This is a genomic window from Alistipes megaguti (genome assembly GCF_944320325.1).
Taxonomy (GTDB): domain Bacteria; phylum Bacteroidota; class Bacteroidia; order Bacteroidales; family Rikenellaceae; genus Alistipes; species Alistipes megaguti.
Genome location: NZ_CALUHA010000045.1, coordinates 1 through 13988 on the forward strand (window position 1 = coordinate 1; position 13988 = coordinate 13988).

Here is a 13988-nt window from a genome sequence, read left to right on the forward strand (position 1 = left end):
TCTTCAACAACCTAACACTTTATCTATCAAAAACTTATAAAATAACGCTTATAAGTTTCAAAAAAGCCCCCTTCCCCGAAGGAGCCGGGCTTTTTGTGTGGTGTGTGGTGAGTGAGAGTGTGTGAAGCGGTCGGTTGTGCGCATTGCCGGAACATCGGTTATATACTCTGTGCTCCGGTCTCTCCGCGGTGTTTGCGGTCTCTCCGCGGTGTTTGCGGTCTCTCCGCGGTGTTTGCGGTCTCTCCGCGGTGTTTGCGGTCTCTCCGCGGTGTTTCGCGGTCTTTCCGTGGTATTCGCGGTCTCTATCGGGCGATGCGGGCGTTGACCGGACCGCGGGCCAGTTGGGCCGTCTCCTCGACCGTGAACTGGCTGTAGTCGCCCGGAACCGTATTCTTGATGGCGCAGGCCGCCGTACCGAAGTCCAGCGCAAACTGCATGTCCCCGGCGTGTTCGGCCAGTCCGTAGATCAGCCCGCCGACAAAGGCGTCGCCCACGCCAACGCAGTCCACCACGCAGTCGATGTCATAGACGCGCGACGTGAAGAGCCGGCCTCCGGTGTAGAGCGTTCCGGAGATCAGGTGGTGGTTGGCACTCAGGACGTTGCGCAGTCCGAAGACAATGCCCCGGCACAGCGGGAAACGTTCGGCCACCTGCTGCGAAGCCGCTTCGTAACCCTTGGCATCGGGTTGGTAGGCCGAGTCGCGGGCCTCGAATTTCGGAAGCCGGATGCCGAGGATCTTTTCGTATTCGTCGTCCGTGCCGAAGAAGAAGTCGCACTGCGCCATCAGCGGCGGCAGCACCTCCTGTACCGTCTTGCCGTACTGCCAGAGGTTCTTGCGGTAGTTCAGGTCGCACGAGACGACGAGCCCCGCCCGACGGGCTGCGGCAATGGCCTCGGCGCACACCTCGGCCGTCGAGGCGCTCACGGCGGCCGAGATCCCCGACCAGTGGAACCAGGCGGCATCGGCAAAGAGCGACGCCCAGTCGATCTGCCCCGGCTGCAGCGCGTCGAACGACGAGCCGGCCCGGTCGTAGACCACCTGCGACGAGCGCATCGCCGCAGCCTCCTCCATGTAGTAGAGGCCCAGCCGCTGTCCGCGGCGCAGTACGTGGGAGGTCTCCACCCCGTAACTGCGCAGATCGTCCAGACAGGCGTCGGCAATGCGGTTGGCCGGCACGCAGGTGACGAATTCGCTCCGCAGACCGTAGTTGGCCAGCGAGACGGCCACGTTGGCTTCGCTGCCGCCGTAGCTGGCGCGGAAGAGCTTCGTCTGGTTGAAGCGCAGGTTGTCGGGCGGCGTGAGCCGCAGCATGATCTCTCCGAAAGTGACGATTTTCTTGTTATCCATGTTGGTTGTTCTTGAGTCGATACCTGGGCCGGGAGGAGTTCGGAGTCTTCGGACCGGCTGGCGGCCGGGGAATATCTCGCTGCAGCCGGTCGCCGGAGGAATCGGATGCCGGGCGACGGTTGCCGGGGGCGGGCCTGTCGATTGCTCCGTGGGGTCATCTCGGTTTCGACAAAGATACGGAAAAAGCGAACAGATTGTTTGGCCGGGGGGAACTTTTGACGGAAACTTTTTGGTCGGGGAGGGTGTGAGAGAGGTCGGCTGCGGAACATCCCGGGACGGAGAGGTTGTCGTGGCGTGTCTGTCGGGAAGGTGAGAGAGGGGGGGGTGCAGGATATGCCGTGACGGAGAGGTCGTCGTGGTGTCGGCCGGGGCGGGTAGCGGCAAAACAAACCCCGGACAGTTGTTTGCCCGGGGTGTTCGGATGGACTCCGCAGCGGAGCCCTATTTCTTGACGATGGTTACCTGCAGGGGCTGCGTGGCGGCAGCGTTGGCTGCGGTGATCTCCTCGATCCACTCGTTCATGTCGTCGACACCGCCCTGGCTCCAGCCCGAACCGGCATAGTAGGTCAGCGTCTGGCCCGATTTCACATTCTTGACCGCTACGGCATGACCCAGCGTGTCGGGCATCATCTCGCCGCCCGGCAGGATCACTCCCAGGTAGATGTCGCCGTCGCGCACGGGATCCTTCGAATCCGAAGCCGCTTCGCACATGCCCATCCAGTCGTCGCCGTTGGTCAGCTGCTTCACGTCGTGGCGCACGAATCCGGCGGCGACGGGCATCTCGGTGAACTCACCCTCGTAGAGGTTGTCCATGCGGTTGAAGCGCTGGTTGGCGTCGAGCGAGATGGTCTTCACGAGCGATACCTGCGTGCCGTTGACGTCGAACGGGGCATAGGTCAGCTCGACGGTCGTGCGGATCGGACCGTTGTCCAGCGTACGGGCCGTGGCGTAGTTGTGGTCCATGAACCAGAACTTGCCGTCGACGAAGGGTACCGAAGCCCCCGAGCCGAGCGTCACGCCCACCTTGTAGCAGTCCATGCCGTCGCCGTAGTTGTGGTGGTAGTCACCCTTGGCATACCACTCGTCGATGACCAGTTTGTCGGTGCACTTCACCCAGACGTCGATACCCGGCGTGACGAGCTTTTCGGGCGAGGTCTCCAGGGCCGGACCGTAGAGGCGGTAGGCCACCTTGTTGTTCTCCCAGGCGTAGTCGTCGTAGCGCTCGGGAACCTGACGGCCGTAGGCTTCGGTCGGATAGGCCTCACGCGTTCCGGTGGTGATGCGGAAGCGTTTGGTCTGCATGGCGTCGGCGTCGGTCTGGAAGATCAGCGCCTGCGGTTCGGCCTCACCGCGGTAGAGTACCTGCGAGGGGATTTGCTCCCGTTCGTCGTCCAGCACGACGACGTTTTCGGGCGTCACGCCCTTGAGGACGGCGACCTCCGACCAGGCGATTTCGACGGTCTCGTCATCGCGTTCGAGTTGGGTGTTGTTCGTCACTTCGACGTTCAGTGCCGGAGTACAGGAGGCGGCCAGCAGGGCAGCCGCTCCGAAGATCGAGTTTCTCATCATACGTTTACTGAAGTTTTTTCGATGTTAGGTTTGGCAAATTTACAATTTTTCCGTACTTTGGTCAACCAAAATGGCAAATATTCTATTTAATTTGGTGATTTTTCGTATTGTGTCTGACGGAAAGTTGCTAATTTTACATGGTGAAAAGGGACGATTTTCTGGAGCTTCGTTCCATTCCATGGACTTTTAAACGGAATATAGCATAAAACGATGAAACAGTTCAACGACGAGAATTTCCTGTTGCAGACCGAGACGGCGCAGCGGCTTTATCACGAACACGCAGCCAAGCAGCCCATCATCGACTACCACTGCCATCTGAGCCCCGAATACGTGGCTTCGAACCACCGCTTCGAGAACCTTTCGAAGATCTGGCTCGAGGGCGACCACTACAAGTGGCGCGCCATGCGTACGAACGGTGTCGAGGAGCGCTACTGCACGGGCAAGGACACTACGGACTGGGAGAAGTTCGAAAAGTGGGCCGAAACGGTCCCCTACACGATGCGCAACCCGCTCTACCACTGGACGCATCTCGAGCTGAAGACCGCCTTCGGGGTCACGAAGCTGCTCAACCCCTCGACCGCCCGCGAGATCTACGACCACTGTACGGCCCTCCTGCAGCAGCCCGAGTACTATGCCCGCGGCCTGATGCAGCGCTACAACGTCGAGGTGGTCTGCACGACGGACGATCCGGTCGACTCGCTCGAAAACCATATCAAGGTGCGCGACGAGGGCTTCGCCGTGCGGATGCTCCCGACGTGGCGCCCCGACAAGGCGATGGCCGTCGAGTCGCCGGCCGGTTTCCGGGCCTACATCGAGAAGCTCTCCGACGTCTCGGGGGTCTCGATCTCGAAGTTCGCCGATGTGATCGACGCCCTGCGCGTGCGGCACAAGTTCTTCGAGTCGGTGGGCTGCCGTCTGTCGGATCACGGCATCGAGGAGTTCTACGCCGAGGATTATACCCAGCCGGAGATCGATGCCATCTTTAATAAGGTGTACGGCGGTCAGGAGCTGACGCCCGCGGAGATCCGCAAGTACAAGACCGCCATGCTGGTCGAGTTCGCCGTCATGGACCACGAGACGGGCTGGACACAGCAGTTCCACTACGGCGCCATCCGTAACAACAACTCGCGCATGTTCGCCCGGCTGGGCCCCGATACGGGCTTCGACTCGATCGGCGACTTCACGGTGGCCAAGTCCATGTCGAAGTTCTTCGACATGCTCGACAGCCGCGACAAGCTGACCCGCACGATCATCTACAACCTCAATCCGCGCGACAACGAATTGGTCGCCACGATGCTCGGCAACTTCCAGGACGGCCGCTACGGCGCCGGGAAGATCCAGTTTGGATCGGGGTGGTGGTTCCTCGACCAGAAGGACGGCATGGAGAAGCAGATGAACGCCCTCTCGACGCTGGGACTGCTGAGCCGCTTCGTCGGCATGCTGACCGACTCGCGTTCGTTCCTCTCCTATCCGCGCCACGAGTATTTCCGCCGCACGCTGTGCAATCTGCTGGGCAACGATATCGAGCAGGGTCTGCTCCCCGCCTCGGAGATCGACTTCATCGGTCGCGAGATCGTCGAGGGCATCTGCTACCGCAATGCGAAAAACTTCTTCAAATTCTAACCAATATAGGGAAAGACAATGAAAATCGTAACTTTAGGTGAAATCATGCTGCGTCTCTCGACGCCCGGGAACACCCGTTTCGTACAATCCGATTCGTTCGACGTCGTCTACGGCGGCGGCGAGGCCAACGTGGCCGTATCGTGCGCCAACTACGGCCACGATGCCTACTTCGTGACGAAACTCCCGAAGCATGAAATCGGTCAGTCGGCCGTCAACGCCCTGCGCAAGTATGGCGTCAAGACCGACTATATTGCCCGCGGCGGCGATCGCGTGGGTATCTACTACCTCGAAACCGGAGCCTCGATGCGCCCCTCGAAGGTGATCTACGACCGCGCCCACTCGGCCATCGCCGAGGCCGATCCTCAGGATTTCGACTTCGATGCAATTATGGAGGGTGCCGACTGGTTCCACTGGTCGGGCATCACGCCGGCCATCTCGGACAAGGCTGCCGAGCTGACGCGCCTGGCCTGCGAGGCCGCCAAGCGTCACGGTGTCACGGTATCGGTTGACCTGAACTTCCGCAAGAAGCTCTGGACCAAGGAGAAGGCCCAGTCGATCATGAAGCCGCTGATGCAGTACGTCGACGTTTGCATCGGCAACGAGGAGGACGCCGAGCTGTGCCTGGGCTTCAAACCCGACGCCGATGTCGAGGGCGGTGAGACCAACGCCGAGGGCTACAAGGGCATCTTCCGCCAGATGGCCGAGACGTTCGGTTTCAAGTATGTCGTTTCGACGCTGCGCGAGTCCTACTCGGCCACGCACAACGGCTGGAAGGCCATGATCTACAACGGCAAGGAGTTCTACGAGTCGAAGCACTACGATATCAACCCGATCATCGACCGCGTGGGTGGCGGCGACTCGTTCTCGGGCGGCATCATCCACGGCCTGCTGACCAAGCCGACGCAAGGCGAGGCGCTGGAGTTCGCCGTAGCCGCTTCGGCTCTCAAGCACACGATCAACGGCGACTTCAACCTCGTCTCGGTTGAGGAGGTCGAGTCGCTGGCCGGCGGCAACGCAAACGGTCGCGTACAGCGTTAATGAAACCATGCAGGGTGCGGGGAGGGGTCGACAAAATCCGCTCCTCCGCCCGTTTCGATAAAAACAGATTCTGAAAATGGCACGTTTTTCTAAAATGCAAGTCATGGAGGCCATCGCCAAGACCGGCATGGTCCCCGTCTTCTACCACGCGGACGCCGAAATCGCCAAACAGGTCGTCAAGGCCTGCTATGAGGGTGGTGTGCGCGCCTTCGAGTTCACGAACCGCGGCGACTTCGCCTCGGAGGTCTTCATCGAGGTGATCAAGTTCGCCGCCAGGGAGTGCCCCGAAATGGTGATGGGTGTCGGCACGATCGTCGATGCTCCGACGGCTGCCATGTACATCCAGTACGGCGCCAACTTCGTCGTGGGTCCCTACCTGAACCCCGAGGTGGCCAAGGTCTGCAACCGTCACCTGGTGCCCTATACGCCGGGCTGCGGTTCGGTAACGGAGATCGGCATCGCCCAGGAGCTGGGTTGCGATCTGACGAAGGTCTTCCCGGCAGGCAACGTCGGCGGCCCGTCGTTCGTCAAGAACGTCAAGGCTCCGCTGCCGTGGTCGAACATCATGGCTACGGGTGCCGTCGAGCCGACGGAGGAGAACCTTACGGCCTGGTTCAAGGCCGGAGTCTTCTGCGTGGGCATGGGCTCGCAGCTCTTCCCCAAGGATGTGATCGCCGCGAAGGACTGGAAGGCCATCACCGAGAAGTGCCGTTTCGCCCTGGGTGTCATCGCCGCCACGCGCGGTTGATTCCCCGGTGGGGCGGGTGGCTTGAGCGGTGCGGGTGTTGACCTGCCGCCGAGCCCGGGTCGGATCCACGTCTGAAGGCCCAGTCGGGTCCGTAGGTGGGTGGCTTGAGCGGTGCGGGTGTTGACCTGCCGCCGAGCCCGGGCCGAACTACCTCTGAAAGCCCTGTCGGGTCCGTGAGCGGGTGGCTCCTCTTCAAGTGTATGAATGCCTCTTCCTCGCAATGGTCAGGCCGCCGCTGGCGGTCAATCCATCGCTGAATTTTCCCCCGCTGAATGACGCTCCGGCGGTGTCCCCAATCACCGCCGGAGACGTTCAGCCGGTTTTTACCGAACCTTACCCCTGACACTACTTTAAAAACCGGATAAATGACTGACAACAACAAATCTACCTTCGCCGGGAAGATGACGCAGTATCGCTGGGTGATCTGTGCGATGCTCTTCTTCGCGACGACCGTCAACTACCTCGACCGTCAGGTGCTTTCGTTGACGTGGGACGAGTTCATCAAACCCGAATTCCACTGGAACGAGTACCACTATGGTCTGATTACCTCCATCTTCTCGATCGTTTACGCCATCTGCATGCTCTTTGCCGGCCGCTTCATCGACTGGATGGGCACCAAGAAGGGCTACCTGTGGGCCATTGGCGTATGGTCGGCCGGAGCCTGTGCCCACGCTCTGTGCGGAGTGGCTACCGAGGCGTGGGTCGGACTGCCCAACCGTGCGGCGCTGGTTGCCGTGGAGACCGGATCGGCCGTAGCCGCCACGATCGCCATGGTGAGCATGTACTTCTTCATCGCCGCACGCTGCATCCTGGCTCTGGGTGAGGCCGGCAACTTCCCCGCCGCCATCAAGGTGACGGCCGAGTACTTCCCGAAGAAGGACCGTGCCTACGCCACCTCGATCTTCAATGCCGGCGCCTCGATCGGTGCGCTGTTCGCCCCGCTGACCATTCCGCTGCTGGCCAAGGCCTGGGGCTGGGAGCTGGCCTTCATCGTCATCGGTGCGCTGGGCTTCATCTGGATGGGCTTCTGGGTTTTCCTCTACAAGAAGCCCTCGGAGCAGCCCCGCGTCAATGCCGCCGAACTGGAGTACATCGAGCAGGACAAGCACGAAGTGGTCGACGGTGAAAAGATTGACCAGGAGCAGGAGACCGAGAAGATCTCGTTCTGGAAGACGCTGAGCTTCAAGCAGACCTGGGCTTTCGCCTTCGGCAAGTTCATGACCGACGGCGTGTGGTGGTTCTTCCTCTTCTGGACCCCGTCGTATCTGAATTCGCAGTTCGGCATCAAGATGTCCGAGGGGCTGGGCGTGGCGCTGATCTTCACGCTCTACGCCATCACGATGCTGTCGATCTACGGCGGCAAACTCCCGACGATCATCATCAACAAGACGGGTCTGAACCCCTATGCGGCGCGTATGCGTGCGATGCTGATCTTCGCCTTCTTCCCGCTGCTGGTACTGCTGGCCCAGCCGCTGGGCACCATCTCGCCCTGGTTCCCGATCATTCTGATCGGTATCGGCGGAGCGGCTCACCAGTCGTGGTCGGCCAACATCTTCTCCACGGTGGGCGACATGTTCCCCAAATCGGCCATCGCAACGGTAACGGGTATCGGCGGCATGGCCGGCGGTGTGGGGTCGATGATCCTGCAGTGGTTTGCCGGATGGCTCTTCGTGCACGCCGATGAGACCGGCATGCAGTTCATGGGCTTCGAGGGCAAGCCGGCCGGTTATTTCGTGGTCTTCTGCATCTGCGCCGTGGCCTATCTCGTCGGCTGGATCGTCATGAAGACGCTCGTTCCGAAATACAAGCCCATCGTAATCGAATAACGGACGGATTCCGGGCCGGCAGTGGAGGAAAGATCGAATTTCACCGTCGGCCCTTCCGGAATCCAAAATTCTGAAAAACAATGATTAAGGAATTGAATAGGTCGACCGTTGAGAAGGTCGACCGCCCCGTTCACATCCTTCAGTTTGGAGAAGGAAACTTCCTGCGTGCCTTCGTCGACTGGCAGATCGACATCGCCAACGAGAAGGGTGTCATGAACTCCGGCGTGGCCATCTGCCAGCCGATCCTCGATCCCGAGCACAAGGTACTGGGGATGATCGACCTGCTCAACAAGCAGGACAACCTCTACCACGTCTATCTGGAGGGTATCGAGAACCGCCAGCCCAAGAAGGACATCCGTCTGGTGAAGAGCGTCATGGATTCGTTCAATCCGTATGTCGACTACGAGAAGTACGAGCGCTACTTCCTCTCGCCCGACCTGAAGATCACCATCTCGAACACCACCGAGGCGGGTATCCGCTACGAGGAGGGTGACGATCTGGTGGCTCGTCCGCCGAAGTCCTATCCGGCGAAGATGACCGCACTGCTGTACAAGCGCTTCAAGCACTTCAACGGCGATCCGACGAAGGGGCTGTGCATCATCTGCTGCGAGCTGATCGAGAACAACGGCTCGACGTTGCACGAGTATGTGATCCGCCATGCGATGTACAACGGCCTGGGGGCCGACTTCATCGACTGGGTGGAGCGCAACTGCCACTTCTGCGACACGCTGGTCGACCGCATCGTGCCTGGCTTCCCGCGCGACACGATCAACGAAATCAAGGAGGAGATCGGCTACAACGACAACCTTGTGGTCAAGGCCGAGCTGTACCACCTGTGGGCTATCGGCGGCGAGGGTTACAAGGAGGTGCAGAAGGTGCTGCCGCTGGACAAGGCCGGCCTGCACGTCATCTTCATGCCCTCGATCAAGCAGTTCCGCGACAAGAAGGTCCGCATTCTGAACGGTTCGCACACGGGCATGGTGCCCATCGCCCTGCAGATGGGCTGCGAGACGGTGATGGATGCTTTCAACACGCCGTCGATCGAGCGCTTCATCAACGAGATGGTCGCCCAGGAGGTGATCCCGATGATCGACGAGGATCAGGAGGAGCTGAAGAAGTTCGCCGCCGGGATTCTCGAGCGTTTCTACAACCCCTTCATCAAGCACATGCTGCGGTCGATCTCGCTCAACTCGTTGTCGAAGTGGGAGGCGCGCAACTATCCGACCGTCAAGGACAACTGGTTCAAGGCCGGGAAGCTGGCTCAGCGCGAGTGCTTCACCTTTGCGGCGCTGATGGCGCTGTACGGCCCGAAGAGCGGTTTCGAACCCGACGACACGAAGGAGTTTGTCGACTACATCCGTACGAACTGGAATTCGGAGGACTTCGTGGGGACGATCCGCAAGATCGTGCACGAGAGCGGCATCTTCACGGTCGATTTCTCGGAGGTGCCGGGATTTGTCGAGGCCGTGGCCGGGTATGTGGCCGACATCGAGTCGCTGGGCATGAAGGGGGCCCTTGAGAAGTTCCTGAACAAGTAACAAGCAGCGTCTAATCCGAGAGGCGAAGCCGGAGGCGTGTCGGAGTGCCGGGAGGCCACGGACCCTCAGCGAATGCCGCAGATGCGGTGTCGCGCAGGGCGGGCGTCTGAACCGGGAAGCCGGCAGAGGCTCCGGTTTCGTCTTTTTCAGCGCAGGATGATATGAAACGTTTTCTGAAAATCAATGCCGCGGACAATGTGGCCGTGGCGCTGGCGGATCTCGCCGCGGGCGAGCATCTGCAGATCGACGGCTGCGAGGTGACACTCCGCGAGGCGGTGGCCCGGGGCCACAAGTTCGCCCTGCGGGATCTGGCCGAGGGGGAGAATGTCATCAAGTACGGCTATCCGATCGGTCACGTCACGCGGCCGGTGGCCGCCGGGGAGTGGATCCACTCGCACAACCTGAAGACCAACCTCTGCGACGACCTCTCGTACACCTATACGCCGCGGGTCTATCCGCTCGCGATCCCGAAACGCGACGACCTGCGCGTGCAGGGCTATCTGCGCCGCAACGGGCAGATGGGTATCCGCAACGAGCTGTGGATCGTGCCATCGGTGGGGTGTGTCAACGGGCAGACGCAGGCCATTGCCGAGCGGGTGCGCCGCGAGTGCGACTGCTCGCATCTGGACGACGTGCGCGTCTATACGCACAATTACGGCTGTTCGCAACTGGGCGACGATCACGCCAATACGCGCCGGGCGCTGGCCCGCCTGGTGAAGCATCCGAATGCGGGTGCGGTGCTGGTGCTGGGTCTCGGGTGCGAGAACAACCAGGTCTCGGCCCTTCGGGAGGAGATCGGCGAGTGGGACGACGAGCGCGTGAAATTTCTCATTGCGCAGGAGGTCGAGGACGAAGTCGAGACGGGTTTCGAGATTTGCCGCGAGCTGGTCGAGAAAACCCGCGAAGACCGACGCCAGCCGTTGCCGCTGTCGTATCTGAAGGTGGGACTGAAGTGCGGCGGTTCGGACGGCTTTTCGGGTATCACGGCCAATCCGCTGGTGGGGCTGTTCTCCGACTGGCTGGTGGCGCAGGGCGGCACGACCGTGCTGACGGAGGTGCCCGAAATGTTCGGCGCCGAGACCATTCTGATGGACCGCGCCACGGACCGTACGGTCTTTGACGAGACGGTCCATCTGATCAACGACTTCAAAGACTACTTCCGCCGCTACGACCAGCCGATCTACGAAAATCCCTCGCCCGGAAACAAGAAGGGCGGCATCACGACCCTCGAGGAGAAGTCGTTGGGGTGTGTGCAGAAGGGGGGTGCACAACCGGTGGTCGACGTGCTGGGCTATGCGCAGCCGATCGTCCGTCAGGGGCTGAACCTGTTGCAGGCACCGGGCAACGACTTGGTGGCCGCCTCGGCACTGGCCCTTTCGGGGTGTCAGATGGTGCTGTTCACCACGGGGCGCGGCACGCCCTTCGGGTCGTTCGTCCCGACGATGAAGATTGCGACCAACACGCCGCTCGCGCAGTTCAAGTCGAACTGGATCGACTTCAACGCCGGCACGCTCGTCGAGGACGAGGAGCCCCACGCCGTGCTGGAACGGCTGATCGACAAGGTCCTCGCCACGGCCGACGGCGAACACCTCAAGCACGAGCGTACGGGCTTCAAGGAGATCGCCATCTTCAAGTCGGGCGTAACGTTGTAGGGATTTGTGGTTTTCCGGGATTGGCCGGTAATGGCTTTCTTCCGGTTGTTGCCTGCCGCCTGCGGCGTCGTATGCAAATCTGACCCTCCCGCAAGCCCCCTCCGAGCGAGAAGGGGGGGGGCGGTTTTGGACAGCAGATGTGAAACAAGATGGATGCGAACTATGAAATTGCTGACTCTTTTTGCTTTTTGTTCTCTTTTCGCGGTCCGGGCCTTTGCCGAAGAGCCCGTTTATACGGTCGACTGCAATGGTGGAGGTGACTTCCGTACCGTGCAGGAGTGCCTCGACGCCCTGCCCTCGAAACCCGACGGCTGGCGCACCGTCCGCATCCTGCCCGGCACGTACCGCGAAAAGGTGACGTTGGACGTCTACAAGAATTGCGTGCGGATCGTCGGTGTGGGTGGTGCGGAGGAGGTGCGCATCGTCTGGAACGACTTTTCGGGGCGCGTGGTCGACGGCTACGAGATGTCGACCTACGACACGTGGACCCTTTCGCTGCAGGCCGACGACGTGATCCTCGAGGGGCTGACTGTCGAGAACGATGCCGGGCGCGTCGGGCAGGCCGTGGCCCTCGAGACCCGCGGCGACCGCATTCACATCAACCGCTGCCGCCTGGTGGGCGATCAGGACACCTTCTTCACCAAGGGGTACGTGTCGCGCATCTGGGTCACCGACTCGTGGATCGAAGGGACGACGGACTTCATCTTCGGCCCCTCGATCGTCCTTTTCGACCGCTGCCGGATCCACGGCAAGGCCGACAGCTTTCTGACTGCCGCCTCGACCACCGAGCGCAACCTCTACGGCTATGTCTTCCGCGATTGCCGGGTGACGGCCGACACCTCGGTAGGGCGTCTCTACCTGGGCCGCCCCTGGAAATCGACCGCCCGCACGGTGTGGATCCGCTGCGAACTGCCGGCGGCGATCTGTCCCGAAGGGTGGCGCGACTGGCACGACTCGGCCCGCAAGGGCGATGTCTACTACGCCGAGTACCGCTGTACGGGGCCGGGAGCCGACCGCCGGGGGCGTGTCGCGTGGTCGTGCGAACTCACGGACGAGGAGGCGGCGTTCTACACTCCGGAGCGGATTTTCGCCAAGAAGACCGGGTCGGAGCAGTTCCGCCGCGACTGGAATCCGTTGCTGGAGGAGACCTGGATGAAGGGAGACTGAGCCGGGGTCAGGCCTTTTCAAGGATCGTGCGCAGGCGGTGCGTCATGATGTACTGGAACGCCCCGCGCAGGAGCATGTAGAGCGTGAAGGCCAGCCAGAGAGCATTGTTGCCGATCCACGGCCGCAGGGCGTAGAAGATGGCAAAGTAGGCCGCCGTGGCCCAGAACATCGAGTTGCGCATGATGCGCGTCTCGGTGGCGCCCACCATGATGCCGTCCATGATGAAGGGCAGGGCCGAGGCCACGGGGATCAGGATGATCCAGACGATGTAGCGGCCTGCCAGCTCGACGATCTGCGCCGCGTTCGATGCCGAGTGGTCGACGAAGAGCCCCACCAGATCGCGCCACCAGATGAGGTAGATCCCCACGAACAGGGCGGCAATCACCGTTCCCCACACCAGACAGCGGTGCATGCTCTGGCCAAGCGACTGTCGGTCGCGGGCGCCGATAAAGCGGCCGGTGAGGGCCTCGGCGGCGTAGGCAAAGCCGTCGTTCATGTACGAAAAGAGGGTGAAGAGTTCCAGCAGCAGCGCGTTGACGGCCAGCAGCGTGTGGTCCTCCATGCGGGCCGAGGCGCCGGTGAAGAAGGTATAGACGGACACGATGCAGAGCGTGCGCAGGATGATGTCGCGGTTGATGCGGAAGAAGCGACGCAGCGGCTGCAGGTCGACGACCTCCGACCAGCGTACGGCGGTCAGCAGCCGCCGGTAACGGGCCACGAGCAGTAGGGTCGAAAGGGCCACGCCGCACCATTGCGCCACCACCGAGGCCCAGGCGATACCGACGATGCCCAGATCGAGACCGAAGGCGAAGAAGAGGCTGCACCCAAGGTGGATCACGTTGACCGTGACGGCCGTCACCATCGGGAAGAGGGCGTTCTGCATGCCGGTGAACCAGCCGTTGAAGCCGAAGAGCAGGATGCCGGCCGGCACGGCCCAGATGCGCGTGTAGAAGTAGGCGCGGGTCATCTCGCCGCCGTTCATGGCCCACAGGGCCAGTTCGCCCAGCGGGTACTGCAGCGCCAGCATCAAAACCCCCATGACGGCCGCCACGGCCAGGGCCCGGGCCAGCATGTTGGTGCATTCGGCGTAGTTGCCGGCGCCGTAGGCCTGGGCCGTCAGTCCGCTGGTGCCCATGCGCACGAACGAGCAGTTCCAGTAGATGAAGTTGAAGATCGACACGCCGATGGCCAGCGCGCCGATCGTCGCGGCGGAGTCCTCGCCCCAGTGTCCGGCGATGGCCGTCGAGACGATGCCCATCAGGGGTACGGTGATGTTCGAGACGATGTTCGGCAGCGCCAGACGCAATATGTCGCGGTTCATTCGTTGCATGACGGGTGCAAAGATAAGGCAAAAACGGCGAATTTTCGGGCGACGGCGACTTTTTCTCGATTTCGGGCATGCAATGTGTTGGAATCCGGAAAAATGGATTACCTTTGCCGCGCAAATTCATCTTATAGAAGATACGAACATGAAAGAT

Annotated in this window: 10 protein-coding genes; 7 read left to right on the top strand and 3 right to left on the bottom strand. The window is 61.3% G+C overall.

Annotated features, from left to right (window positions below):
- Window positions 1-302: 302 nt before the first annotated feature.
- Window positions 303-1349 (bottom strand): sugar kinase, encoded by a 1047-nt coding sequence (locus PUQ42_RS09615; RefSeq protein ID WP_273373266.1) that lies wholly within the window; start codon window positions 1347-1349, stop codon window positions 303-305.
- 441 nt (window positions 1350-1790) lie between these two features.
- A complete protein-coding gene (locus PUQ42_RS09620; RefSeq protein ID WP_232009229.1) occupies window positions 1791-2918 on the bottom strand; it encodes a DUF4861 family protein in 1128 nt (375 codons plus the stop codon).
- 210 nt (window positions 2919-3128) lie between these two features.
- Here PUQ42_RS09620 and uxaC point away from each other — a divergent pair, with 210 nt between their 5' ends.
- From uxaC to PUQ42_RS09655, 7 genes are all read left to right on the top strand, one after another.
- The gene (gene uxaC / locus PUQ42_RS09625; RefSeq protein ID WP_087404407.1) at window positions 3129-4541 is read left to right on the top strand and encodes a glucuronate isomerase; all 1413 of its coding nucleotides are present in this window, start codon (window positions 3129-3131) and stop codon (window positions 4539-4541) included.
- A gap of 18 nt (window positions 4542-4559) precedes the next feature.
- Window positions 4560-5579: a sugar kinase gene (locus PUQ42_RS09630; RefSeq protein ID WP_087311462.1), complete on the top strand. Its 1020-nt coding sequence runs from the start codon at window positions 4560-4562 to the stop codon at window positions 5577-5579.
- A 76-nt stretch (window positions 5580-5655) separates the two neighbouring features.
- Window positions 5656-6327 carry a bifunctional 4-hydroxy-2-oxoglutarate aldolase/2-dehydro-3-deoxy-phosphogluconate aldolase gene (locus tag PUQ42_RS09635; protein ID WP_087311463.1) on the top strand — a complete coding sequence of 224 codons (672 nt, stop codon included), beginning with the start codon at window positions 5656-5658 and terminating at the stop codon, window positions 6325-6327.
- Between the two features lie 401 nt (window positions 6328-6728).
- The gene (locus PUQ42_RS09640) at window positions 6729-8153 is read left to right on the top strand and encodes an MFS transporter (RefSeq protein WP_143256489.1); all 1425 of its coding nucleotides are present in this window, start codon (window positions 6729-6731) and stop codon (window positions 8151-8153) included.
- Between the two features lie 80 nt (window positions 8154-8233).
- A complete protein-coding gene (locus tag PUQ42_RS09645; protein ID WP_273373272.1) occupies window positions 8234-9691 on the top strand; it encodes a tagaturonate reductase in 1458 nt (485 codons plus the stop codon).
- A gap of 161 nt (window positions 9692-9852) precedes the next feature.
- Window positions 9853-11343 carry a UxaA family hydrolase gene (locus PUQ42_RS09650; protein ID WP_273373274.1) on the top strand — a complete coding sequence of 497 codons (1491 nt, stop codon included), beginning with the start codon at window positions 9853-9855 and terminating at the stop codon, window positions 11341-11343.
- 162 nt (window positions 11344-11505) lie between these two features.
- Window positions 11506-12510, top strand: coding sequence for a pectinesterase family protein (locus tag PUQ42_RS09655; protein WP_122121254.1), 1005 nt, complete (start codon window positions 11506-11508; stop codon window positions 12508-12510).
- A 7-nt stretch (window positions 12511-12517) separates the two neighbouring features.
- Here the strand turns inward: PUQ42_RS09655 and PUQ42_RS09660 are convergent, their stop codons facing one another.
- Complete coding sequence (locus PUQ42_RS09660; protein WP_273373277.1) at window positions 12518-13831, bottom strand: MATE family efflux transporter; 1314 nt, start codon at window positions 13829-13831, stop codon at window positions 12518-12520.
- Window positions 13832-13988 lie beyond the last annotated feature (157 nt).

What these genes read in the sequence shown, in the direction of transcription:
- PUQ42_RS09615 (WP_273373266.1), bottom strand. Translation starts at nt 1,349, where the DNA reads ATGGATAACAAGAAAATCGTCACTTTCGGAGAGATCATGCTGCGGCTC.
- PUQ42_RS09620 (WP_232009229.1), bottom strand. Translation starts at nt 2,918, where the DNA reads ATGATGAGAAACTCGATCTTCGGAGCGGCTGCCCTGCTGGCCGCCTCC.
- uxaC (WP_087404407.1), top strand. Translation starts at nt 3,129, where the DNA reads ATGAAACAGTTCAACGACGAGAATTTCCTGTTGCAGACCGAGACGGCG.
- PUQ42_RS09630 (WP_087311462.1), top strand. Translation starts at nt 4,560, where the DNA reads ATGAAAATCGTAACTTTAGGTGAAATCATGCTGCGTCTCTCGACGCCC.
- PUQ42_RS09635 (WP_087311463.1), top strand. Translation starts at nt 5,656, where the DNA reads ATGGCACGTTTTTCTAAAATGCAAGTCATGGAGGCCATCGCCAAGACC.
- PUQ42_RS09640 (WP_143256489.1), top strand. Translation starts at nt 6,729, where the DNA reads ATGACGCAGTATCGCTGGGTGATCTGTGCGATGCTCTTCTTCGCGACG.
- PUQ42_RS09645 (WP_273373272.1), top strand. Translation starts at nt 8,234, where the DNA reads ATGATTAAGGAATTGAATAGGTCGACCGTTGAGAAGGTCGACCGCCCC.
- PUQ42_RS09650 (WP_273373274.1), top strand. Translation starts at nt 9,853, where the DNA reads ATGAAACGTTTTCTGAAAATCAATGCCGCGGACAATGTGGCCGTGGCG.
- PUQ42_RS09655 (WP_122121254.1), top strand. Translation starts at nt 11,506, where the DNA reads ATGAAATTGCTGACTCTTTTTGCTTTTTGTTCTCTTTTCGCGGTCCGG.
- PUQ42_RS09660 (WP_273373277.1), bottom strand. Translation starts at nt 13,831, where the DNA reads ATGAACCGCGACATATTGCGTCTGGCGCTGCCGAACATCGTCTCGAAC.